Origin of the sequence: Brevundimonas sp. NPDC090276, assembly GCF_044772165.1 — a bacterium.
GTDB lineage: Bacteria > Pseudomonadota > Alphaproteobacteria > Caulobacterales > Caulobacteraceae > Brevundimonas.
This window is the reverse complement of record NZ_JBIVYK010000001.1, coordinates 36,984-59,871: the sequence shown is the minus strand read 5'-3', so window position 1 is coordinate 59,871 and position 22,888 is coordinate 36,984. Positions and strand designations below refer to the sequence as shown.

The following is a 22,888-nucleotide window of genomic DNA, read 5'->3' as shown; positions in this document are numbered from 1 at the left end:
GCCTAAACCGACCGACGGAACAGGGGTCGCATCGTCACGTCCCGGTCAGGTGCGCGTGACGGTCAGCAAGAATCCCGCACACTGACTGCTCAGGAAACACGCCATGGCCGACGGCTCGCACGCTTCGCAACAGACCTTCCGCTGGGACGACCCGTTCGATCTGCGGGGCCGTTTGACCGATGACGAGCGGATGATCCAGGACGCGGCGCGGTCCTATGCGCGCGAGGCCCTGCTGCCGCGCGTGGTCGAGGCCTTCCGCGACGAGACCTTTGATCGCGCCATCATGACCGAGATGGGCGAGATGGGCTTCCTCGGCGCCATGCTGCCGGAAGTCTATGGCGGCTCCGAAGCCAGCCACGTCGCCTATGGCCTGATCGCGCGCGAGGTCGAGGCGGTCGACAGCGGCTATCGCTCGGCCATGAGCGTCCAGTCGTCGCTGGCCATGTACCCGATCTACGCCTTCGGCTCGGAAGAGCAGAAGATGAAGTTCCTGCCGAAGATGGCGGCGGGCGAACTGGTCGGCTGCTTTGGCCTGACCGAGGCCGACGGCGGTTCGGACCCCGCCTCGATGAAGACCAAGGCGGTCAAGGTCGAGGGCGGCTATCGCCTGAATGGCGCCAAATACTGGATCACCAACAGCCCGATCAGCGACCTGGCCATCGTCTGGGCCAAGCTGGACGACAAGATCCGCGGCTTCATCGTCGAGCGCGACTTCGACGGCTTCACCACGGACAAGATCGGCGACAAGCTGTCCCTTCGCGCCTCGATCACCGGCGACATCGGCCTGAACGACGTCTTCGTGCCGGAAGCCAACATCCTGCCGGGCGTGCAGGGGCTGCGCGGGCCCTTCTCCTGCCTGAACAAGGCGCGCTTCGGCATCGCCTGGGGGGCCATGGGCGCCGCCGAGTTCTGCTTCCACGCCAGCCGCGACTATGTCGGCGAGCGGATGCTGTTCGGTCGTCCCCTGTCGTCGCGCCAGCTGGTGCAGAAGAAGCTGGCCGACATGCAGACCGAGATCTTCCTCGGCTTCGAGGGCGCCTATGCGCTCGGCCGCCTGCTGGACACCGGCGCCTGGGTGCCGGAGGCCATCAGCCTGATGAAGCGCAACAACTGCGGCAAGGCCCTGGCCGTGGCGCGCGAGGCCCGCGACATGCACGGCGGCGCCGGCATCACCGGCGAACTGCACGTCATGCGCCACGCCATGAACCTGGAGACGGTGAACACCTACGAAGGCGCGCATGATGTTCACGCCCTGATCCTGGGCCGGGCCATCACGGGCGAAAGCGCCTTCTAGGGGCGGTCGGCGTCGATGGGCGCCGCTTCCTCCTGTTTCCTGCCGCCGCTGACCTCGGGCTGATAAAGGCCCGTGATGGCGCGGACGACGAAGCCCTCGGGCCGGACGCGCGGGCCGAAGCGGCTGCAGGGGTCGGGATCGGCGATGGCGCGGGGTTTGCGATCGGTCGGAGCGAAGGCGTCTGCGACCATGTCGCCAAAGACCTCGGCCAGCTGGTGGGCGTCGCCTACTCGCGATAGTGACGGATCGTCCGTGCCGATCACCGTGGCGTTACGTGCCCAGACAATGGCCGCGACCTGACGGCCGTCGGGGTCCAGCAGCTCGGCTTCGGCGGCCAGACCGCCGGTCGTGCCCGGCGCCCGCAAACCGATGGGGCCGGGAATGAAGTAGCTGGCCACGGCCGAGGCGGCCGAACCCGCCCGACCGGTCGGGCTGATACGCGTCGCCGCCAGACGGACCCTTGCGGCGCCCGGCGTCGGGGCGTCGAGGATGGTGAAACGCTCGCTCAGTTCGTAGCAGACCTGTCGATCCATCTCGCCCAGCACCAGGGTCCAGTCCTCGGCGCTTAGGGCCGGGGCGGCGTCCGGCGTCAATTCGGCGCGTTCGATGTGAACCTGTTCCAGGGCGCGGGCACGGTCCTCGTCTCGACGCTGGCGCACCGAGGCGCGCACGGTGTTCGAGCGGGCCGCCAGCCCTTCATAGGACGACAGATAGCCTGAGTTCGGCGCGGGCGCCGTGGCGCAGGCGGCGGCGGACAGGCCGAGGCCGATCAGCACAGCGGCGGTGCGGCTCGATGTCGTCATGAAATCCCTCCGTCGCCAAGCGCGGCGTTCGGTCCATTACGTTCGCGAACTCCGTTCGGTTCATCGGCCATCGTCACGGCGGGCTGGTCGCGCTAGGCTGTGGACCTGTGAAGGGACCGACCATGACGCGACATACCCTGCTGGCCTCGACCGGCGCCGCCCTTGTCCTGATGCTCAGCGCCGCGCCGACGACGGGGGCGCCTGCCGCCGCATCAGTCCAGACGCCGAGCGTGGCGGGCCTGCCCTATGACGCGCGACGCGGGGTCTTCACCTTCGCCGCCGGTCTCGACGCCTCCCTGCCCGCCGTGGTGCAGGTGACGACCCTGGGCCAGTCGCGCGGGCCGCGCTCGGACGGCGATCCCAAGCCCTCGCAGGGCGGGTCGGGCGTCATCATTGACGCCGCCAACGGCATCATCGTCACCAACAACCACGTCGTCGAGAACGGTCAGAAATTCACCGTCGACCTGATCGACGGCCGCCTGTTCGACGCGACCTTGATCGGGGCGGACAAGGCCACCGACATCGCTGTGCTGAAGATCGAGGCCTCGGGGCTGTCGCAGGTTCAGACGGTGGATTCCGACACCCTGCGCACTGGCGACCTCGCCTTCGCGGTCGGCTATCCCCTGGGCCTGGACCAGACCCTGACCATGGGCGTCATTTCGGGGCTGAACCGCTCGGGCATGGGCGACGCCATCGAGGACTATATCCAGACCGACGCGGCGGTGAACTCGGGCAATTCGGGCGGGCCGCTGCTGGACAGCCGGGGACGTCTGATCGGCATCAACACCTCCATCCTGTCTGGCGGCATGGGCGGCGGCAATGACGGCATCGCCTTCGCCGTGCCGACCCGCATCATGATGTTCGTGGTCGACCAACTTCGCGCCACCGGCGAGGTCAAGCGCGGCCAGATCGGGGTGGCTCTGGGCTCGCTGACGGCCGAGCGCGCGCGCGAGATGGGCCTGAACATCGTGCGCGGGGCCGTGGTCTACGACGCCGCGCCGGGGTCATCCGCCGAGCAGGCGGGCCTGCGTCCCGGCGACGTCATCACCCGCATCCAGAACCGCCCTGTGGCCAACGCCGGATCGGTTCAGGCCACGGTCGGCATCGCTCGGCCCGGCGCCACTCTGCCGGTCGTCTATCTGCGTGATGGGCGTGAGGCGACCGCCAGCCTGACGGTTCAGTCACCGGATCCGGCGGCGGTGCGGGTTGGACGCAGCGCGGCCATGGCGCGCGGCCTGACCTTCCGCAACAGCGGCGACGGCGCGGGCGCCCAGATCACCGTTGTGGAAGCGGGTTCGGCAGCGGCGGCGGCAGGGGCTCAGGCCGGCGATGTCGTGGTGGCGGCGGGGTCGGTCGGCGTGGCCGACATGACGGCCCTGGCGCGGACCCTGGAGGCCGCCGGCGGGCCGGTCGAACTGACGGTGATGCGCGACGGTGAGCGGATGACGATCAGCCTTCCGGGCTGATCGGTCTGTCTTTCGATTCAGCGGGGTCCAGACAGCAAAACGCCCGCGTCGCCAGGAGGGGGAGGGGGGCGGTCGCGGGCGTCTCGCTTGGAGGAAGCATCGGCCCGTCGAAGCCCTTGGCGGAAAAATCCTGGGGGGCTGGGGGGGCTGTTCAGGATCCGGGACTCTTCCGAACTCCGACAGGCCGATAATGCCTTTTTGAACGCCTATCCGGGCGGCCGAAGGGCCGAATGGCGTTATTTTCGTGTCAGAGGCGAGAAAATCGCCGTCGCCTCGTCGGTCTCAGACCTTGGACAGGATCAGGGTGCCGTTGGTGCCGCCGAAGCCGAAGCTGTTGGACATGACGTGCTTCAGTTCGCCGTCATGGCGTTCCCGCAGAATGGGCATGCCCTCGAACTCGGGATCCAGGTTCTCGATGTGGGCGCTTTCGGCGGCGAAGCCGTGCTTCATCATCAGCAGGCAGTAGATGGCTTCCTGCGCGCCCGCCGCGCCGAGCGAGTGGCCGGTCAGCGACTTGGTCGAGGAGATCATCGGCAGGTCGTCGCCGAAGACGTTGCGCACCGCGCCCATTTCCTTGGCGTCGCCGACCGGGGTCGAGGTGCCGTGTGGGTTCAGGTAGTCGATGCGCGGGTTGCCGGCCATCTTCAGCGCCAGCTTCATGCAGCGCTCAGCGCCCTCGCCCGAGGGGGCCACCATGTCGTAGCCGTCCGAGTTGGCGGCGTAGCCGGTGACCTCGGCGTAGATGGTCGCGCCGCGCGCCACGGCGCGTTCGTATTCTTCCAGCACCACGATGCCGGCGCCGCCGGCGATGACGAAGCCGTCGCGGTCCTTGTCATAGGCGCGCGAGGCGACCGAGGGCGTCTCGTTGAAGTTGGAGGACATGGCGCCCATGGCGTCGAACATGTTCGACATGGACCAGTCGATGTCTTCGCAGCCGCCTGCGAAGACCACGTCCTGCTTGCCCCAGGCGATCTGCTCGGCGGCCGCGCCGATGCAGTGGGCCGAGGTCGCGCAGGCTGAGCTGATCGAATAGTTGATGCCCTTCAACTGGAACCAGGTGGCCAGCACGGCCGAGGGGCCCGACGCCATGGCCTTGGGCACGGCGAAGGGGCCGACGCGCTTGGGCGAGCCCTTTTCGACGGTCGTCTGGGCTGCCTGCAGGATGACCTGGGTCGAGGGGCCGCCTTCGCCGACGATCAAGCCGATGCGTTCGTCCTGGATCTCTTCGGCGGTCAAGCCGCTGTCCTTCAGGGCTTCTTCAAAGGCCACATGGGCCCAGGCCGTACCGTTGGCGAGGAAGCGCGCGGCGCGGCGGTCCACCAGCGGCGCCCAGTCCTCGGCGGTCACGCCCAGTGCGGGCGGCGCCCAGACCTGCGAGCGGAAGCCGTACTTGGCGTGGTCGGCGGCGTGCTGGACGCCTGACTTCGCTTCGCGCAGGGAGGCGGTGACCTCGTCCTGGCCGGTGCCGATGGAGGAGACGATGCCCAATCCGGTGACGACGACACGCCGCATGGTGTTTCCTAACATTCAGTCTTCAGGCGCCGCGTTGACCGCGGTCTGCGTTAAATGGGGTCAGGCGTCCGTGGACGCCACCGTGGCCGCGCCGCCGAACAGGCCGACGCGCATGTCGGCGCAGGTGTAGATGACCTCGCCGTCGGCTTCGAGCACGCCGTCGGCGATGCCCATGACCAGCTTGCGGTTGATGACGCGCTTCAGGTGGACCTTGTAGACCACCTTCTTGACGTCCGGGGTCACCTGGCCGGTGAACTTGACCTCGCCGACGCCGAGCGCACGACCCTTGCCGGGGCCGCCGATCCAGCCGAGGTAGAAGCCGACCAGCTGCCACATGGCGTCCAGGCCCAGGCAGCCCGGCATGACCGGATCGCCGATGAAGTGGCACTGGAAGAACCAGAGGTCCGGATTGATGTCGAGTTCAGCCTCGACATAGCCCTTGCCATAGTCGCCGCCGTCGGCGGTGATGGTCTTGATGCGATCGAACATCAGCATCGGCGGGGCGGGCAGCTGGGCGTTGCCCGGACCGAACAGCTCGCCGCGGCCCGAGGCCAGCAGGCCTTCGTGATCGAACGACGACGGATATTGGGACTGGCTCAAGGGTGACGCTCCGGAAGTGTTGCGGGCGGGTTACACGACCCGGCGCGCCCGCTCAACTGTTGTGAAGTCTAGCTGCGTCCAGCGCCGGCGGGCCGGGTGGCGTTGCATAGGGCGCGTTCCTGGGTTCCGAACACCGCCCGTTCGGGCACCCATCCGCGAATTTTGCGCGCGCGCACCCGGCACCAGCCCTCTTCACATTCGTCCAGCGAGACGATGGAGCGGGGCGACAGGCGGGCCCGTACCGACGAGGTCGATGCCCGGCCGGAATGGATCATGATCTCGTCGGCCGAGCGGTTGAAGACACTGCGTCGGCCCGAGGCCACGGTGCGGTGGATCCAGGCGACCGAACCGTCCGGGTCGCAGATCTTGCGCCATTCCTTGGTCTCGGCGATCACTTGCACGGGCAGACCGGCGGCGCGGTATTCCCAGAGGATCTCATAGTCGAGGCCCGGCCCCTGTCGGGCGCGCACCTGGGAGGACTTCAACGTGACCCAGCGCGGCACTTCCAGACCCGTCGGGGTAGGCCGCCCGTCAGGCATGCGGGCGCCGGCGCCCGCGATGACGCCCAGTCCGAGGACGGCGGTGATGACGGCGATACGCCGGAAACTTTTGAACCTGCCCACAGCTTTGCTAGACACCGGATCGACCCGTCCCGCACGGACGCTTCCGCCCGTCGAAACCCAGGCTCCCTATGTCCGCTCGCAAGCTTAAGGTCGTATTAACCAGACGCCTGCCGGATGCGGTGGAGACGCGTCTGCGCGAACTTTTCGACGCTGAGCTGAACCTGACCGATCGGGCCATGTCGCGCGACGACCTGGCCGCCGCCCTGCAGCGGGCCGAGGTTCTGATCCCGACCATCACCGATCATCTGGACGTCGATCTCATCCAGGGGGCGGGCGAGCAGTTGAAGATGATCGCCAACTTCGGCGCGGGCGTGGACCATATCGACATCGACGCCGCTGTGGGGCGCGGAATCATCGTCACCAACACTCCCGGCGTCCTGACCGAGGACACCGCCGACCTGACCATGAGCCTGATCATGGCCGTCAGCCGCCGCATCGTCGAAGGCGCCAATGTCGTCGCGGCGGGCCAGTTCCAGGGCTGGAGTCCGACCTGGATGTGCGGCCGCAAGCTGTGGGGCAAGCGTCTGGGCATCGTCGGCATGGGCCGCATCGGCCAGGCCCTGGCGCGCCGGGCCAAGGCCTTCGGCATGCAGGTCCACTATCACAACCGCAAACCCGTCTCGGACATGATCGCCGAGGAGCTGGGCGCGACCTGGTGGGACGATCTGGATCAGATGCTGGCGCGGATGGACGTTATCTCGCTGAACTGTCCGGCCACGAAAGACACCCATCACATCCTGTCGGCCGAGCGCATCGCCCGATTTCAACCTCACGCCATCCTGGTCAACACCGCGCGCGGCGAATTGATCGATGAGGCGGCGCTGGTGGAGGCGCTGGACCGCCGCGCCCTTTTCGGCGTCGGTCTGGACGTGTTCGAGCACGAACCGGCGGTGCATCCCGGCCTGATGGGCCGCGCCAACGTCGTGCTGCTGCCCCACCTCGGCTCGGCCACCATCGAGGCGCGTCAGGACATGGGCGACCGCGTCATCGCCAACATCATGACCTATCAGAACGGCCACCGTCCGCCGGACCGCGTCATTCCGGCGATGCTGTGAACGCTGTTACGTCAGCGTCTTGACCTGCTGCCCCCGCCGCACCAGTAAAGGCGAGATTCCGGGGGGATGAATGCAGGTTTCAGATTTTTCACAGCAAGCGGCGCCGTCGCGGCGAGGTTTGCTGCTGGCCAGCGGTGCCGGTGCGGTGCTGGCCCTTTCGGGCGCCCGCCTGGCGAGCGCGGCCCCGTCAGGCGCCTACGCCGCCGCTGATTTCTTCGCCGGGCAGAGGACACGGGCGGCGGTTCTGTCGCCGACAGGCGCTCGCATTGCAATCATGGAACAGCTCGGAACCCGCGATGAACCGCGCGGCGTGATCGACCTGCTGGATGCCGCCGATCCTGAAGGGCCGCGCCGACGCATCGAACTGGGCGAGTTGGCCGTCGAGGCGCTGGAGTGGGCCAATGATCGGCGGCTTCTGGCGCGGGTCGTCATCAAACAGGTGGTCCCGGGCCGCAAGCCGCCGGGATCCAACATGGTCGGACCCAGCCGGACAGTGACGTCGCGCCGCATTGTTTCCCTGGATCACGAAACGGGCGACCCCGTCGTCCTGTTCGAGGGCGAGCGCCAGCGACTACGCTACTCGCTGGATCTGGGCCGCGTCATCGACATCCTGCCCGACGACCCCGACCACGTCCTGATGACCGCCTGGGAAAGGGACGGCGTGATGGGTCTGCACAGGATGAACATCAACGACGGCAAGGCCGAACGGTTGGAGCGGGGTAACATCGCGACTATCGGCTGGCAGACCCACAACGGCGTCGCCGTCTTGCGTCGCGACATCAATGCACGCGGGACCGTGGAAACGATCCACGCCCGCGCGCCGGGTGAAACGGAATGGCGTTTCGTCCGCCGCAATCGCATTGTCGACGCGCCCGATTTCTCATGGGTCGGCGGGGGTGGTGCTCCGAACGCCGTTCTCGTGTCGGCCCGCGCCGAGGGCGAGGATGTCGAAACCATTCGCGAGATGAATCTTCACACCCTGGCTTTGGGCGCGCCGATACAGCCGAGGGCGGACCGCGACGTGCTGTACGGCTTGACGGATGCGCGCAAACGCTACGTCGGGGCCGCCTACTATGGCGACAGACTCGAGTACGACTTCGCCGAAGAAGGACTGGCGGCGCACCACCGCGCCATGAACCGGTTCTTCGAGGACGACTGCGACGTCCACCTCAGCCAGATCAGCGACGACCGCAACCGGTTCATCGCCTATGTGGAGGGGCCCCGCGAGCCGGGCGCCTGGTATCTGTATGACAAGGCCGCCCGCAGCATGACCAACCTCGGGTCGCGGTACGCCCTGGATTTCGAGCGGTTGGGCGGCTGTGAACTGTTGTCGGTGCGCACGCGCGACGGGGCCTTGATCGAGGCCTATCTGACCGCGCCGCCCGGCGCTGCGCCGGGCCCGTTGGTGGTGATGCCGCACGGCGGCCCCGAGGCCCGCGACCAGCGCGGTTTCGATCGTCAGGTCCAGGTCTTGGCCGCGCAAGGCTGGTGGGTGTTGCAGCCCAATTTCCGGGGGTCGGGCGGCTATGGCCTCGCCTTCGCCCAGCAGGGCTGGCGTCGTTGGGGCGAGCGGATGCAGGAGGACGTCGAGGACGCGGTCGCACAGGTCGTGCGTGACAAGGGGCTGGACGGCGGCCGCGTGGCCATCATGGGGACCAGCTACGGCGGCTATGCGGCTCTGATGGGCGCCGTGCGACGGCCCGACCTGTACAAGGCCGCGATCTCAATCTGCGGGGTGACGGACCTTTCGGACATGCTGGCCTGGGAAAGGCGAGACGATGACACCCCGACCAAGGAGGTCTACGGCTTCTGGAAGAAGCGGATCGGCGACCCGGACACGGATGGGGCCATGCTGGAGGCGGCTTCGCCCCGCCGTCGCGCCGCCGACATCGTCTGCCCCGTCTTGCTGGTGCACGGCGTGGACGACGGGATCGTGCCCGTGATCCAGTCGCGCATCATGAACAGCGCCTTGCGCGGCTCGCGCAAGACCGTGGACTATGTCGAGGTGCCCGACGCCGGCCACGCCGACTGGGCAGATGATGTCGAGAAGGAGTTGATGGAGCGCTACGTGGCCCTGCTCCGCACCGCCTTCGCCTGACCGCAGACCTGGCAGGTCGGGTCGGCGGCCACCTTCGCGACCCGGCTGGTCCCCGCCAGGCCGTCATAGAGCATCAGGCGACCGGTCAGGGGGGCGCCCGCGCCGGTGATCAGCTTGATCACCTCCAGCGCGGCCATGGCGCCGATGACCCCGGCCAGGGCGCCGACCACGCCGACGCGGGCGCAGGTCTCGGCGTCGGGCGGGGTCTCGGGCACCAGGCATTGATAACAGGGCCGGCCGGTGAAAACCCCGACCTGACCGTTCCAGCGGCCCAGCGCGCCGGACACCAGAGGCGTTCCCGTCGTCACGCAGGCGGCGTTGACGGCGAAGCGCGTCTCGAAGTCGTCCGTGCCGTCCAGCACGACATCAAAGCCTTCGATGATGTCGGGGGCGTTGGCGGTTGTCAGCCGCTCGACCAAGGGCTCGACGGCGACATTGGGGTTGAGGGCGGTCAGATGCTCAGACGCCGCCTCGACCTTGGGGCGCTCGGCATTGGCGGTGGTGAAGATGATCTGCCGCTGCAGGTTGGACAGGGCGACTGCGTCGTGGTCGATCAGGCCCAGGGTCCCGACCCCGGCGGCGGCCAGATAGAGGGCCGCGGGCGCACCGACCCCGCCCATCCCGACGATCAGCACCCGCGCGCGCTTCAGCGCCTGCTGGCCGGGGCCGCCGATCTCGGACAGCACCAGCTGCCGCGCGTAGCGGTCGACTTCCTCGTCGGAAAAACGAACGGGGGCGGGGGCGGAAGACTGGGTCACGCCCCTGTCTAGCGCAGTCGCGGCGCCCCGTCAGGCCGGAATGGGCAGGGCCTCGGTCGCTGTAGTCAGCAGAACCTCGGCGCGATCAGGGCTCAACTGATCCAGCCCGGCCTGGTTCAGCACGCGTGCGGCGGCAGGCGTCATCTGGGCCAGGGTCATCGGTCGCCCGGGAAAGAGACGGACGGGAACGTCCTGATCCGACAGCAACCGAAGGTTCTGATGGCGGGGATCGGCGCGTAGACGGTCCATCAGTCGATCCACGTCGGCGCGACGTCCCTCGATGGCCTGAATGAAGCGGCCGCCGTGACGCATCAGCACCCCGGTCAGGCTGTCGCGGCGATTGTTGCGGTCCGAGGCGCCGAGGATTTCGGCGAGAACCAGCAGGCTGGTCGCAGCCTCGCCGACGGCGTCGCTGACATAGATGGCGCGGTGCAGAGGCAAGAACGGGTACTCGAACGCTAGGCTGGGCGACGGGGGGAGGGCTCCCCTGTCATGGCAGGGTTAACAAAACGGAAGTCCCTGCGGCGGCGCGACGTCTTGCGAGGGCGCGCATTCCTCGCCATCTGATCGCCCATGACCCAGACCTCAAGCTTCCCTGACTGGCACGGCACCACCATTCTGGCGGTGCGCAAGAACGGCCGCACCGTCATCGCCGGCGACGGCCAGGTCTCGATGGGGCCGACCATCGTCAAGGGCGCCGCGCGCAAGGTCCGCACCCTGGCTGGCGGCAAGGTGCTGGCGGGCTTCGCCGGGGCCACGGCCGACGCCCTGACCCTGATCGAGCGACTGGAAGCCAAGCTGGAGCAGTATCCCGACCAACTGGCGCGCGCCTGCGTCGAACTGGCCAAGGACTGGCGCACCGACCGCTATCTGCGTCGGCTGGAGGCCATGCTTCTGGTCGCTGACAAGGACACCATCCTGACGGTGACGGGCGTCGGCGATGTGCTGGAACCGGAATACGGCGTGGCCGCCGTCGGCTCGGGCGGCAACTATGCGCTCGCCGCCGCCCGCGCCCTGATCGACGAAAACAGCGAACTCGACGCCGAGCAGATCGCCCGGAAGGCTATGAAGATCGCCGCCGACATCTGCGTTTATACCAACGGCAACCTGACCATCGAAAGCCTGTGAAGGCGCTCAAGTAGTGAGCCGCCGCGCGGCGAACGATAGCGCCGCACACAGGCTCTTCTGGAAGAAGATATGACCGACCTTTCCCCCCGCGAAATCGTCTCCGAGCTGGATCGCTTCATCGTCGGCCAGGACGACGCCAAGCGCGCCGTGGCCGTGGCCCTGCGCAACCGCTGGCGGCGCAAGCGCGTGCCCGAGGATCTGCGCGACGAGGTCACGCCCAAGAACATCCTGATGATCGGCCCGACGGGCGTCGGCAAGACGGAGATCGCCCGGCGCCTGGCCCGGCTGGCCGGCTCGCCCTTCCTCAAGGTCGAGGCCACCAAGTTCACCGAGGTCGGCTATGTCGGCCGCGACGTCGACCAGATCATGCGCGACCTGGTTGAAAGCGCCCTGGTCATGGTGCGCGAAAAGCGCAGGGCCGGGGTCAAGGCCCGCGCCGAGGGGCAGGCCGAGGAACGGATTCTGGACGCCCTGGTCGGGCCGGGCTCGCAACCGGCCACGCGCGACGCCTTCCGCAAGAAGCTGCGCGCCGGAGAGCTGGACGACAAGGAGATCGAGATCGCCCTGGCCGACACGGCCTCGCCGCTGCAGGGCCTGGACATGCCGGGCGGCGGCGGCAATGTCGGCCTGCTAAATCTGTCCGATCTGCTGGGCAAGATGGGCGGCGGGCGCACCAAAACGGTCAAGCTGACCGTCGCGGAGGCCTTGGCGCCGCTGACCACCGAGGAAAGCGACAAGCTGCTGGATCAGGAAAGCCTGACCAAGGAAGCCCTGCTGCTGGCCGAGAACGAGGGCATCGTCTTCCTCGATGAGATCGACAAGGTGGCCGCGCGTCAGGGCGCGTCCGGGGCCGATGTTTCACGTGAAGGCGTGCAGCGCGACCTGCTGCCGCTGATCGAGGGCACGACGGTGTCGACCAAGTACGGGCCGGTGAAGACCGACCATGTCCTGTTCATCGCCTCGGGCGCCTTCCACGTCGCCAAGCCCTCGGACCTGCTGCCCGAACTGCAGGGTCGCCTGCCGATCCGGGTCGAACTGAAGGCCCTGACCCGCGACGACTTCAAGCGCATCCTCACCGAGCCTGAGGCCAATCTGATCCGTCAGAACCAGGCCCTGCTGGAAACCGAAGGCGTGACCCTGGTCTTCACCGACGATGCGGTCGAGGCCATGGCCGACGCCGCCGTGGCCGCCAACAACACGGTCGAGAACATCGGCGCCCGCCGGCTTCAGACCGTGCTGGAACGGGTGTTGGAAGAGACCAGCTTCAAGGCCTCGGACCTGTCGGGCCAGACCCTGACCTTCGACGGCGACAAGGTCCGCGAGAAGGTCGGCGATCTGGCGAAGAACATCGACCTGAGCCGGTTCATCCTGTGATTGGACGGCGGTGCGGGGTCAGCCCCGCATCGCCTCCACCGCCTCCGTCAGACGTTCCAGATCGGCGGGGCTCGACAGCCGGTGGTCGCCGCCCTCGATCAGGTCCAGACGCAGATCGCCGCCGCTCAACCGCTCAGCCAGTTCGACCTGATGGCGCCACGGCACGACGTCGTCGGCGCGGCCCTGCAGCACGTGAACCGGCGCTGTGATCTGGATGACTCCGCCCAGCAGCAGCCAGTCGCGCGCCTCCTCGAACATGCGCCGGGTCAGGACATATGACCCCAGGCCCTCTTCGGTGATGACCGTCTCTCCCTCGCGCAGGATGGCCTGACGCTCGTGGTCGGCCAGGCCTGGCCACATCAGCTTTTCGGTGAAGTCCTGCGCCGGGTTGACCAGGACCAGCCCCTTGATCCGCTCGGGGCGCGCCAGCGTCGCCAGCAGGGCGACCCAGCCGCCCATCGACGAACCGACCGGGATGACAGGGCCTTCAAGGCTGTCGATCAGGGCGATCGCGTCCTCGCGCCAGCGGCCGATGGTGGCCTGTCTCCAGTCGCCGGAAGACTGACCGTGGGCGAAGTGATCATAGCGCACATAGTTCCAGCCGCGCTCGCGCGCCGCCGCCTCCAGCGCCAGGGCCTTGGTTCCCTCCATGTCCGAGCGGAACCCGCCGACCCAGACCACGGTGGGGCCGGCGCCCTGCACCGCCTTGAAGGCCAGGGTCTCGCCGTCCGGGCGATGAAGGGTCTGGATGTCGGACATGGAAGCTCCTCGGACTGTCTTTCCGCGCGGAATGGCTTTAGCAGAGACCGGGTTTCTTCACAGGCCGCGAGAGCCCCGCTTGTCCGCACCCAAAGCCCTTTTCGTCTCCTCGAACCGGATCGGCGACTGCGTCATCTCCTCGGGCGTCATCCGCGAGATCGCGCGTCAATTGCCGGGGGTGCAGATCACCGTGGCCTGCGGCCGTCCGCCCGCCCCCTTCTTCCGCTCGGCGCCCAATGTCGAACGGGTAATCATCCTCGACAAGAAGAAGGCCGCCGGACACTGGGTCGATCTGTGGAAACAGGTGCGCGGCACGAAGTGGGATCTGGTCGTGGACATTCGCGGCTCGGCCCTGGCCTGGCTGATCCCCGCCAGGCGGCGCATCGTCTATAATCGTCGCTGGGAGACCGGGCTGCGCAAGGTCGAGATGGTGTCGCGCCTGATGGGTTCGGCCACGCCGCTGGACCCCGAGATCTTCCTGGACGATCAGGCGCGCGCCGAGGCCGCCGCCGTCATCGACCCGCAACTGGCCGCCGGGGCGGGCGCGGGGCCGATCATTGCCCTGGCCCCCATCGCCCACCAGCCGGGCAAGTCCTGGCCCGCCGACCGCTGGGGCCAGCTGGTCGAGAAGCTGAAGGCCGAGCCGCGCTTCGACGGCTGGCGCTTCATGCCCGTCGGCGGACCCGGCGACCGGCCGCCCGCGACGCCGGCGCTGGAGGCCGCAGGCGACCGCGGCATCGATTGCGTGGGCAAGGGCGACATCCTGTGCTCCGCCGCCGCCATCGACCGCGCGACCCTGTTCGTGGGCAACGACAGCGGGCTGATGCACGTCTCGGCGGCGCTGGGCCGGCCGACGCTGGGCCTGTTCGGCCCGACCGAGTGGTGGCTCTACGGGCCATGGGGGCCGAAGACCCGCACTGTCGCCTCGAATGAGACGCGGGGGCAGTTCGCGCCGATCGAAGACCTGACGGTCGATCACGTCTTCGAGGGGGTACTGGCCTTGCATGAGGCCTACATCGGCGGCGCAAACCCCGACCAGCCTTGAATTACGGGGCTTCTATCGTCATATTCCCGCCGCCGGGAACGCGCCGCTCTGTCGCGCGCTGATCCCTGCGAGATTAATCGCCTGTCTTCTGACCACATAAGGAAACGACGCCCATTCGCCGTCCCATGCAAGCGCCGCCCGTCAAGGACGGGCCGCCTATCAACCAGGAAATCCGCGCCACGCGCGTGCTGCTGATCGACCAGAACGGCGAAAAACAGGGCGTCATGCCGCTGTCGTCGGCCCTGGAGGCGGCCGAGGAAGCCGGTCTGGATCTGGTCCAGATCGTCGGCAACGCCGAGACGCCGGTCTGCAAGATCCTGGACTACGGCAAGCATCGTTTCCAGGAGCAGAAGAAGAAGGCCGAGGCGCGCAAGCGTCAGAAGGTCGTCGAGCTCAAGGAAATCAAGCTCCGCCCGAACATCGACAGCCATGACTACGAGGTCAAGGCCAAGTCGATGCACCGCTTCTTCGAGGACGGCGACAAGGTCAAGGTGACCCTGCGCTTCCGCGGTCGCGAAATGGCGCACCCGGAACTGGGCATGAAACTGCTCAACAAAGTCCAGGCCGACTTCGACGAAGTCGCCAAGGTTGAATACGCCCCGCGTATGGAAGGCCGCCAGATGATCATGATCCTGGCCCCGCGCTGATCACGACACATCCTGACTAGCTAAAGCCCCGTCCGAAAGGTCGGGGCTTTTTTCTTGTCTCAACTGGCGCATGAGGCACAGGTCGGATACCAGCGATACTCAAACGTGGCGGTTTGGGGCGCACAGAATGATTGGTTCACGGATGGCGACGATCACGTTTGTGGTCGCCATGGTCGCAGGCATGTTTACGGGGGCGGTCAGGGCGGAAACGCCTCCACTGGCGGCCTATGGCGCCTCTCCGGCCATCGACCACATGACGTTGTCGCCCAGCGGAGAGCTGATTGCGCGGATCGAAGTCGTCAATGATGCCCGGGCGCTTGTCGTCACCCGGATCGCTACGCGCCAACACCTTTTCGCGGCTTCGGTCGGTGAGGCCAAGGTGCGCGACCTCAGCTGGATCGGCGAGGGGCGGGTCCTGATCGTCACGTCCGAGACGCAAAGCATTCACGACCTTGGCGTCTCCCGGACGGAATTGTTCTACGGCATGATCCTCGATCTGGAGACGAAAAGCCTCGTCCATGTTCTCAGGCAGACGCCGGACGTGCTGGCGACGCTCTATGGCGGCGCCTCCGTGCGCAAGACAGCGCAAGGTCATGCGGTCTTCACGCGCGGCGTCAACGTCATCAACGGCCAGATCAACCTGCACAGGATCAATCTGGAGACCGGTCGGGGCCGGTCGGTCGAGTCCATGGATCGGGACACGGATGACTATGTGCTGGATGGCGAAGGGGAGGTGATCGCCTTTTCCCGCTATCTCGAGCGCAGCGGGCGGTGGTCCCTGCATCTGCCGTCCGGGCGAGGTTTTCGCGAAACCTGGACGGTGGACGCCCTTGTCGATACGCCCAGGATCATCGGCATGGGCCGAACTCCGCGCACGATCATCGTCAGTGCGGATCGGCCAGACCTGATCTCCGGCGACGTCGATTCAGACACCGGCATTCTGCTGTTCGAAGTCAATGTAGACACAGGCGAATGGACCCGCCTGCCGTTCGGGCACCACCCCGACTTCCTGGTTCGCCACCCGGAAAGCCAACTGCTGATCGGGGGAGGACGTACGGAGGAAGACGGTGTCCGCTATGAATTCAGCGACCCCACGGCGGCGCGGCGGTGGAGCTCTGTCGAGCGCGCCTTCCCGGGCAAGAGGCCGAGCCTTGTGTCATGGAGCGACAGCCTCAAGCAGATCCTTGTCTTTATCGACAGCGGAGAATCCGGCCTCTATCGCCTTGTCGACTTCGACGCCGGCGTCGCCGATGTGGTGGGCGTCGCCTATCCGAAGATACCGACCGAGCAGGTCGGCGTCGTGCGCCCGATCCGCTATGCGGCGGCGGACGGGCTTGAGATTGACGGCTACCTGACCTTGCCGCCAGGCGTGGTGACGCCCTTGAAACTGCCTCTGGTGGTTCTGGCTCACGGCGGACCGGCGTCGCGGGACGTCGCCGGGTTCGACTGGTGGGCTCAGGCGCTGGCCTCGCGCGGCTACGCGGTGCTGCAAGCCAATTTCCGGGGATCGACCGGATACGGCCGGGCCTTCCTTGAGGCCGGCTATGGCGAATGGGGGCGCAAGATGCAGACGGATCTGTCGGACGGCATCCGTTGGCTGGCCGCCGAAGGCGCCATCGACGCTGACCGGGTTTGCATTGTCGGCGCCAGCTACGGCGGCTATGCGGCCATGGCTGGGCTGACGCTCGACAGACAGGTCTATCGCTGCGGGGTCTCCGTCAACGGGGTCTCCGACCTGCGCCGAATGGTCGATCGGGAGGCATGGCGACAGGGCGAGCGGAACAATCAGACCGTTCGCTATTGGAACCGTTTCATGGGCGCGGCGCGGTTCAACGACCGGGCGCTGGACGCGCTGTCCCCGACCTTGCTGGCGGACAAGGCGGACAGCCCCCTGTTGTTGATCCACGGCGAGGACGACACCGTCGTTCCCATTGAGCAGAGCCGTCTCATGGCTGCGGCCCTGAGGCGCGCCGGCAAGCCGGTCGAGATGGTCGAACTGCCTGGCGAGGATCACTGGTTGTCGCGTACCGACACGCGCCAGGCCATGCTTCGTGAAACAGTGCGCTTCCTGGAAGCCAACAATCCGGTCGACCCGAAGCGGACGGAGCCGTGACTCCGCTTGCCTCGCGACGGGGTTCGGCGTACAAGCCGCGCCTTCGCGTACCGAACAGCCGGGCTAACAGGCATGCCTGGGCCGTTCGTTTCAGCTCCGCACTCCGGGCTCATGTGGCTCGAAGAGCGGTAGCCCACTAAAATAGAGAGAGTGAAAATGCCGAAACTGAAGACGAAGTCTGGCGCCAAGAAGCGCTTCAAATTCACGGCCACGGGCAAGGTGAAAGCTGGCGTCGCCGGCAAGCGTCACCGTCTGATCAGCCACAACTCGAAGTACATCCGCCAAAACCGCGGCACTTCGGTCATGGCCGACGCCGACGCCAAGAAGATCAAGTCCTACATGCCGTACGCCTGATCGGCGCGCTGCATACCTGATCATCCTGTCACACTGAATTTGAACTTAAGCCTCTGAAGCAGTGAGCCGCCGCGCGGCGAACGTTAGAGGCTTCCCGAAGGGAAAAACAAAATGGCACGCGTCAAACGGGGCGTTACGTCCCACGCCAAGCACAAGAAGGTTCTGAAGCAGGCCAAGGGCTTCTACGGCCGCCGCAAGAATACGATCCGTACGGCCAAGGCCGCTGTCGACCGCGCCGGCCAGTACGCCTACCGCGACCGTCGCAACAAGAAGCGTTCGTTCCGCGCCCTGTGGATCCAGCGCATCAACGCAGCCGCCCGTCTGGAAGGCTTCACCTACTCGCAGTTCATCCACGGCCTGGACAAGGCCGGCATCGTGCTGGACCGTAAGGTCCTGTCGACGATCGCCGCCGACGAAGCGAGCTTCAAGGCCATCGCCGAGAAGGTCCGCGCCGCTCTGGCCGCCTAAGTCTCGCGACTGCGCTCGAGCAGTTCAGCCCCGCGGGCTGAGCGCTAGCGCAAAAAGACAAAAACGCCCGTCCCGGTTCCGGGGCGGGCGTTTTTCATGGCCAAGCCTGACTTTTCGGCGGATCGGGCGTTGGGGTCGACAGCCGGGTCGAATGGCGATCCGGTGGTTGAGGAGGCTTCGCCCATGTCCGTCGCTCGCGTCACCGAGATCACCGCGTCATCCACCGTCAGCTTCGACGACGCCGTCGCCCAGGGCATCGCCCGCGCCGACAAGACCCTGCGTCATGTCGAGGGCGCCTGGATCCAGGATCAGAAGATCGTGGTCCGCGACGGCCAGATCGCCGAGTACCGGGTCAACATGAAGGTCACTTTCGTCCTCGCGGACTAAGCCTGATCGACGCTGAAGGCTTTGCGTGACGGCCATGTCGGGCTAGACGCTGCGGACCATGACCGATCTCGCCCAGCTAGAACTCGACCTGATCAACGCCATCGGGGCGGCGCCAAGCGTCGCTGCGATTGAAGAGGTGCGCGTCGCCGCCCTTGGCAAGACAGGGACCGTCTCGGCCCTGTTGAAGGGGATGGGCGCGCTCAGCCCCGACGAACGCCGCGAGCAGGGGCCGATGATCAACGGCCTGCGTGACCGCGTTAGCGCCGCCATCGCCGCCAAGAAGGCCGAGCTTGAGGCCGCCGAACTGGACGCCCGCCTGCTGGCCGAGCGGGTCGACCTGACTCTGCCCAGCCGTCCGCGCCGCAAGGGCGGGGTGCACCCGACCATGCAGGTCATGGACGAGATGATCGCCCTGTTCGCCGAGATGGGCTTCGCCGTGGCCGAGGGGCCGGACATCGAGGACGACTTCCACAACTTCACCGCTCTGAACTTCCCGCCCAAGCACCCGGCGCGGGAAATGCACGACACCTTCTTCCTCAAGCCCGACCCGGAAACGGGCGAGCGCAAGGTGCTGCGCACCCACACCAGCCCGGTGCAGGTGCGGACCATGATGAGCCAGAAGCCGCCGATCCGCATCATCGCGCCGGGCCGCACCTTCCGTAAGGATTCCGACGCCACCCACACGCCGATGTTCCACCAGATCGAAGGTCTGGTGATCGACCGCGACATCCACATGGGGCATCTGAAGACGACGCTGGAGACCTTCATCGCCCGCTTCTTCGAGCTGGACGACGTCAACGCCCGCTTCCGTCCGCATCACTTCCCCTTCACCGAGCCCTCGGCCGAAATGGACATCCGCTGCGACCGCTCGGGCGGCAAGCTGACCCTGAACGAAGGCGAAGACTGGCTGGAGATCCTGGGCTGCGGCATGGTTCACCCGAACGTGCTGCGCAACTGCGGCATCGACCCCGATGAGTATCAGGGCTTCGCCTTCGGCATGGGCGTCGACCGCCTGGCCATGCTGAAATACGGCGTCTCCGATCTGCGCCCCATGTTCGAGGCCGACACGCGCTGGCTGGCGCACTACGGCTTCTCCGCCTTCGCCGCGCCGAACCCGGCGTCGGGCCTCAGCTAAATTTCGAGAGTTTTGACATGACCGACCAGACCCCGATGTCCGCTGACGAAAAGTTCGGCCGCGAACTGGTGGCCCGCACGACCTTCGAAAAGGAGGCCGTCTGGCTGCCCTCGCTGGCCGTACACCACATGAACGCCGGGCAGACCATCATCGATGGCAAGACGTTCACCGAGTGCCTGATTGAAGGCCCCGCCGTCATCGGCGTCATGGGCGGCACCTTCTTCGACAGCTGCAATCTGGGTGTGGCGGAAAACCCGCGGACTCTCCTGTTGAAGCCGCTCGACAGTACGGTGGCTGGGGCCATCGGCATGACCAATTGCCGTTTCGTGCGATGCCGCTTCGTCCAAGTGGGCTTCACCGGCACCGACGACCTGCTGCAACAACTTGAAGACGACATGCTCCGGGCGCGCGCCGCCAATGGCGCGGCCTGATCGAAGAGCCTGACATGAGCGATACCTCGACCTCCGATCCAATTACCTTGACGCCCCTCGGCCCTGGTCCCGAGTACCGGAATCTTCACGTCTGGCTGCCGCAACTCTTCCTGGAGACGACACGCGCCGGATCCCTGATCATTGAGAACCGGACCTTTACCCGCTGCATCATTGAAGGCCCTGCCGTGCTGTTGCCTCTGGACGGTTGCGACTTTGATGGCTGCAACCTTGGCGATACGGGAGGAGACCCCCAGACGCTCGTGCTCAGACCGCGCAGCCCGCAGAGCGTCACAGGTCCCATACCCTTGAGGAATTGTCGGTTTATCAACTGCGATTTTGTTGGCGTCGGGTTCACCGGAACCGAGCGTTTCCAGGACGACATGATCGCCGCGCTCGACGGGACCGCCCAATGAAGTTCACGCTTTCCTGGCTCAAGGATCACCTCGAGACCGAGGCTGACGTCCACCAGATCGCCGAGGCCATGACCATGGCCGGGCTGGAGGTTGAGGACGTCCACGACCCCGTCGCCGTCCTGGCGCCCTTCACCGTGGCCAAGATCATCTCGACGGCCCGTCACCCTGACGCCGACCGCCTGCAGGTCTGCCAGGTCGAGACCGTCGACGGCCTGAAGGAGATCGTCTGCGGCGCGCCGAACGCGCGCCCGGGCCTGACCACCATCTACGCCCCCATCGGCGCCTATGTGCCCGGCCTGGGCGTGACCCTGGTCGAAAAGCCGGTGCGCGGCGTGGTTTCGCACGGCATGCTGTGCTCGGCCTCGGAGCTTGAACTGGCCGACGAGAGCGACGGCATTCAGGAGCTGCCGCCGGAAATCCCTGTCGGGGCTCCGGTCGCTGGCCTGTTCGGCGCCGAGCCGGTCATCGACTTCGAGGTCACGCCGAACCGCCCCGACTGGCTGGGCGTCGCCGGCATCGCCCGCGACCTGGCCGCGGCCAGCGCTGGCAAGCTGAAGCATTTCGACATCGCCGTGGTGCGCGGCGCCTTCCCCTCGCCGATCTCGGTGCGGCTGGACGCCCCCGGGATGTGCCCGGTCTTCGCCGGCCGCGTCATCCGCGGCGTGAAGAACGGTCCGTCGCCGGCCTGGCTGCAGAAACGCCTGACCGCCATCGGCCTGCGCCCGATCAACCGTCTGGTCGATGTCACCAACCTGATCGCCTATGACCGCGCCCGCCCGCTGCATGTCTATGACATGGCCAAGCTGTCGGGGAGCGAGATCGTCGTCCGTGGCGGCCTGACCTCGGCCGAAACGGGCGAGCACGAGCATCTGATCGCGCTGGACGGCAAGACCTACACGGCTTCGCCCGCCGACTGCGTCATCGCCGACGCTGCGGGCGAACGCCCCATTGGTTTGGGCGGCGTCATGGGCGGCGAAAGCACCGGCTGCGACGAGGCCACCACCGACGTCTTCCTGGAAAGCGCCTGGTTCGAGCCCATCGTCATCGCCCAGACGGGCCGCACCCTGGGCATCCATTCCGACGCCCAGTACCGCTTCGCGCGCGGCGTCGATCCCGTTTCGGTCACGCCGGGTCTGGAGCTGGCCACGCGCCTGATTCTCGACCTGTGCGGCGGCGAGCCGTCCGAGATCGTCTTCGTCGGCGAGCCGCCCGCCAGCCCGGCGCCTTTCGCCTTCGACCCGGCCTATGTGAAGCGCCTGACCGGCATGGAGTTGTCCGACGACCGGATCGGCACCATCCTGGGTCAGCTCGGCTTCCTGGTCACCGCCGGCGGCGCCGATCAGGCCGAACCCTGGACCGTGACCCCGCCGTCGTGGCGTCGCGACGTCGAAGGCCGCGCCGATCTGGTCGAGGAAGTCGCGCGCATCGAGGGCTTCCGCTCTCTGCCCAACACGCCCCTGCCCGAAGTCGCCCGCCATGCGCGCGGCGTCCTCAGCCCGCGTCAGGCGCGCGTCCGCGTCGCTCGTCGCGCCCTGGCCAGCCTGGGCTACGCCGAGGCCGTGACCTGGTCCTTCACCAAGCAGTCCACCGCCGTCCTGTTCGGCGGCGGCGATGAGCGCCTGGTGCTGGAGAACCCCATTGCGGCCGACCTCGACTGCATGCGGCCGTCGATCCTGCCCAACCTGATCCAGGCGGCGGCGCGCAACGCCGCGCGTGGCCATGCCGACGCGGCCCTGTTCGAGGTCGGTCCGGTCTATCTGAACGATCAGCCGAACGGACAGCGCACGGCCATCGCGGGCCTGGTCGCGCCCCACCCCGACCGTCACTGGGGCGGGACGGGCGAGGACGCCCTGTTCGACCTCAAGGCCGACCTGTTCGCCCTGCTGGAAGAGATCGGCGCGCCGGTCGCCTCGCTGCAGCTGGCGCAGGGCTCTAACCAGAGCTGGTGGCATCCGGGTCGTTCGGCTCGCCTGCAACTGGGGCCCAAGAACGTCATCGTCGAGTTCGGCGAACTGCACCCGCGCGTGCTCAAGGCCCTGGACGCCGACGGCCCCATGCTGGCCTTCGAGATCATCCTCGACGCCGTGCCGGAGCCGCGTGGAAAAGGCGGCAAGGCCCGGGGCGCGGCGGACCTGCCGAACCTGATGCCGCTGTCGCGCGACTTCGCCTTCCTGATGGATGAGGCCAAGTCGGTGGGCGACCTGATCCGCGCCGTCATCGGCGCCGACAAGGCCCTGATCGCCGAGGTCCGCGTCTTCGACGTCTATCGCGGCCAGGGCGTGCCGGAAGGGCAGAAGTCGGTCGCGATCGAGGTCGAGATCCAGCCGCGCGCCGCCACCCTGACCGAGGCCGAGATCGAAGCCCTGACCGCCAAGGTCGTCGCCGCCGCCGCCAAGGCCGGCGCGGTCCTGCGGAGCTGACGCCG

General features: G+C 67.2%; 23 protein-coding genes. 16 read left to right on the top strand and 7 right to left on the bottom strand.

What is annotated here, in order from left to right; genetic code table 11:
- Window positions 1–103 precede the first annotated feature (103 nt).
- Window positions 104–1,294, top strand: coding sequence for an acyl-CoA dehydrogenase (locus ACIQTU_RS00255; RefSeq protein WP_400540606.1), 1,191 nt, complete (start codon window positions 104–106; stop codon window positions 1,292–1,294).
- Here ACIQTU_RS00255 and ACIQTU_RS00250 read toward each other — a convergent pair.
- Window positions 1,291–2,097: a DUF3313 domain-containing protein gene (locus tag ACIQTU_RS00250; protein WP_400540603.1), complete on the bottom strand. Its 807-nt coding sequence runs from the start codon at window positions 2,095–2,097 to the stop codon at window positions 1,291–1,293. The genes ACIQTU_RS00255 and ACIQTU_RS00250 overlap by 4 nt on opposite strands.
- 122 nt (window positions 2,098–2,219) lie before the next feature.
- On the opposite strand from ACIQTU_RS00250, the gene ACIQTU_RS00245 reads away from it, so the two are divergent.
- Entirely contained in the window at window positions 2,220–3,563 is a 1,344-nt protein-coding gene (locus tag ACIQTU_RS00245; RefSeq protein WP_400540600.1) for a S1C family serine protease, read from the top strand.
- A 282-nt stretch (window positions 3,564–3,845) separates the two neighbouring features.
- On the opposite strand, the gene fabB is transcribed toward ACIQTU_RS00245, so the two are convergent.
- The 3 genes from fabB to ACIQTU_RS00230 all read right to left on the bottom strand — a co-directional run bounded on the left by fabB (window position 3,846) and on the right by ACIQTU_RS00230 (window position 6,298).
- Complete coding sequence (gene fabB / locus ACIQTU_RS00240) at window positions 3,846–5,075, bottom strand: beta-ketoacyl-ACP synthase I (RefSeq protein ID WP_400540597.1); 1,230 nt, start codon at window positions 5,073–5,075, stop codon at window positions 3,846–3,848.
- A gap of 60 nt (window positions 5,076–5,135) precedes the next feature.
- Window positions 5,136–5,675, bottom strand: coding sequence for a 3-hydroxyacyl-[acyl-carrier-protein] dehydratase FabA (gene fabA, locus ACIQTU_RS00235; RefSeq protein ID WP_207824497.1), 540 nt, complete (start codon window positions 5,673–5,675; stop codon window positions 5,136–5,138).
- Window positions 5,676–5,743: 68 nt separating this feature from the next.
- Window positions 5,744–6,298: an SH3 domain-containing protein gene (locus ACIQTU_RS00230; protein ID WP_400540594.1), complete on the bottom strand. Its 555-nt coding sequence runs from the start codon at window positions 6,296–6,298 to the stop codon at window positions 5,744–5,746.
- A 68-nt stretch (window positions 6,299–6,366) separates the two neighbouring features.
- On the opposite strand from ACIQTU_RS00230, the gene ACIQTU_RS00225 reads away from it, so the two are divergent.
- Entirely contained in the window at window positions 6,367–7,353 is a 987-nt protein-coding gene (locus ACIQTU_RS00225) for a 2-hydroxyacid dehydrogenase (protein ID WP_400540591.1), read from the top strand.
- Window positions 7,354–7,423: 70 nt separating this feature from the next.
- Window positions 7,424–9,451: an alpha/beta hydrolase family protein gene (locus tag ACIQTU_RS00220; RefSeq protein ID WP_400540588.1), complete on the top strand. Its 2,028-nt coding sequence runs from the start codon at window positions 7,424–7,426 to the stop codon at window positions 9,449–9,451.
- Here the strand turns inward: ACIQTU_RS00220 and ACIQTU_RS00215 are convergent.
- Together ACIQTU_RS00215 and ACIQTU_RS00210 are read right to left on the bottom strand one after the other, a co-directional pair.
- A complete protein-coding gene (locus tag ACIQTU_RS00215; RefSeq protein WP_400540585.1) occupies window positions 9,418–10,209 on the bottom strand; it encodes a HesA/MoeB/ThiF family protein in 792 nt (263 codons plus the stop codon). The genes ACIQTU_RS00220 and ACIQTU_RS00215 overlap by 34 nt on opposite strands.
- A gap of 30 nt (window positions 10,210–10,239) precedes the next feature.
- Window positions 10,240–10,650: a BLUF domain-containing protein gene (locus tag ACIQTU_RS00210; protein ID WP_400540582.1), complete on the bottom strand. Its 411-nt coding sequence runs from the start codon at window positions 10,648–10,650 to the stop codon at window positions 10,240–10,242.
- A 132-nt stretch (window positions 10,651–10,782) separates the two neighbouring features.
- On the opposite strand from ACIQTU_RS00210, the gene hslV reads away from it, so the two are divergent.
- Complete coding sequence (hslV, locus tag ACIQTU_RS00205) at window positions 10,783–11,337, top strand: ATP-dependent protease subunit HslV (protein ID WP_105562781.1); 555 nt, start codon at window positions 10,783–10,785, stop codon at window positions 11,335–11,337.
- A gap of 69 nt (window positions 11,338–11,406) precedes the next feature.
- Window positions 11,407–12,711 carry an ATP-dependent protease ATPase subunit HslU gene (hslU, locus tag ACIQTU_RS00200; protein ID WP_400540579.1) on the top strand — a complete coding sequence of 435 codons (1,305 nt, stop codon included), beginning with the start codon at window positions 11,407–11,409 and terminating at the stop codon, window positions 12,709–12,711.
- Window positions 12,712–12,729: 18 nt separating this feature from the next.
- On the opposite strand, the gene ACIQTU_RS00195 is transcribed toward hslU, so the two are convergent.
- Complete coding sequence (locus ACIQTU_RS00195; RefSeq protein ID WP_400540576.1) at window positions 12,730–13,470, bottom strand: alpha/beta fold hydrolase; 741 nt, start codon at window positions 13,468–13,470, stop codon at window positions 12,730–12,732.
- 79 nt (window positions 13,471–13,549) lie between these two features.
- Between ACIQTU_RS00195 and ACIQTU_RS00190 the strand changes: the two genes are divergently transcribed.
- The 10 genes from ACIQTU_RS00190 (at window position 13,550) to pheT (ending at window position 22,883) form a co-directional block, all read left to right on the top strand.
- Window positions 13,550–14,515: a glycosyltransferase family 9 protein gene (locus ACIQTU_RS00190; RefSeq protein ID WP_400540573.1), complete on the top strand. Its 966-nt coding sequence runs from the start codon at window positions 13,550–13,552 to the stop codon at window positions 14,513–14,515.
- Window positions 14,516–14,640: 125 nt separating this feature from the next.
- Window positions 14,641–15,162, top strand: coding sequence for a translation initiation factor IF-3 (infC, locus tag ACIQTU_RS00185; RefSeq protein WP_400540570.1), 522 nt, complete (start codon window positions 14,641–14,643; stop codon window positions 15,160–15,162).
- 142 nt (window positions 15,163–15,304) lie between these two features.
- On the top strand, window positions 15,305–17,275 hold the full coding sequence (locus tag ACIQTU_RS00180) for an alpha/beta fold hydrolase (protein ID WP_400540567.1): 1,971 nt from the start codon (window positions 15,305–15,307) through the stop codon (window positions 17,273–17,275).
- A 156-nt stretch (window positions 17,276–17,431) separates the two neighbouring features.
- A complete protein-coding gene (gene rpmI / locus ACIQTU_RS00175; protein WP_003166435.1) occupies window positions 17,432–17,629 on the top strand; it encodes a 50S ribosomal protein L35 in 198 nt (65 codons plus the stop codon).
- Window positions 17,630–17,740: 111 nt separating this feature from the next.
- Complete coding sequence (gene rplT / locus ACIQTU_RS00170; protein WP_105562776.1) at window positions 17,741–18,097, top strand: 50S ribosomal protein L20; 357 nt, start codon at window positions 17,741–17,743, stop codon at window positions 18,095–18,097.
- A 183-nt stretch (window positions 18,098–18,280) separates the two neighbouring features.
- Window positions 18,281–18,484 (top strand): dodecin family protein, encoded by a 204-nt coding sequence (locus ACIQTU_RS00165; RefSeq protein WP_400540558.1) that lies wholly within the window; start codon window positions 18,281–18,283, stop codon window positions 18,482–18,484.
- A 58-nt stretch (window positions 18,485–18,542) separates the two neighbouring features.
- Window positions 18,543–19,619, top strand: coding sequence for a phenylalanine--tRNA ligase subunit alpha (gene pheS, locus ACIQTU_RS00160; protein ID WP_400540555.1), 1,077 nt, complete (start codon window positions 18,543–18,545; stop codon window positions 19,617–19,619).
- 17 nt (window positions 19,620–19,636) lie between these two features.
- Window positions 19,637–20,050, top strand: a complete 414-nt coding sequence (locus ACIQTU_RS00155) for a hypothetical protein (protein ID WP_400540552.1) — start codon at window positions 19,637–19,639, stop codon at window positions 20,048–20,050.
- Window positions 20,051–20,064: 14 nt separating this feature from the next.
- Window positions 20,065–20,463 carry a hypothetical protein gene (locus tag ACIQTU_RS00150; protein ID WP_400540549.1) on the top strand — a complete coding sequence of 133 codons (399 nt, stop codon included), beginning with the start codon at window positions 20,065–20,067 and terminating at the stop codon, window positions 20,461–20,463.
- Window positions 20,460–22,883, top strand: coding sequence for a phenylalanine--tRNA ligase subunit beta (pheT, locus tag ACIQTU_RS00145; RefSeq protein WP_400540546.1), 2,424 nt, complete (start codon window positions 20,460–20,462; stop codon window positions 22,881–22,883). The genes ACIQTU_RS00150 and pheT overlap by 4 nt, the downstream gene beginning before the upstream one ends.
- The last annotated feature ends 5 nt before the right edge of the window (window positions 22,884–22,888 follow it).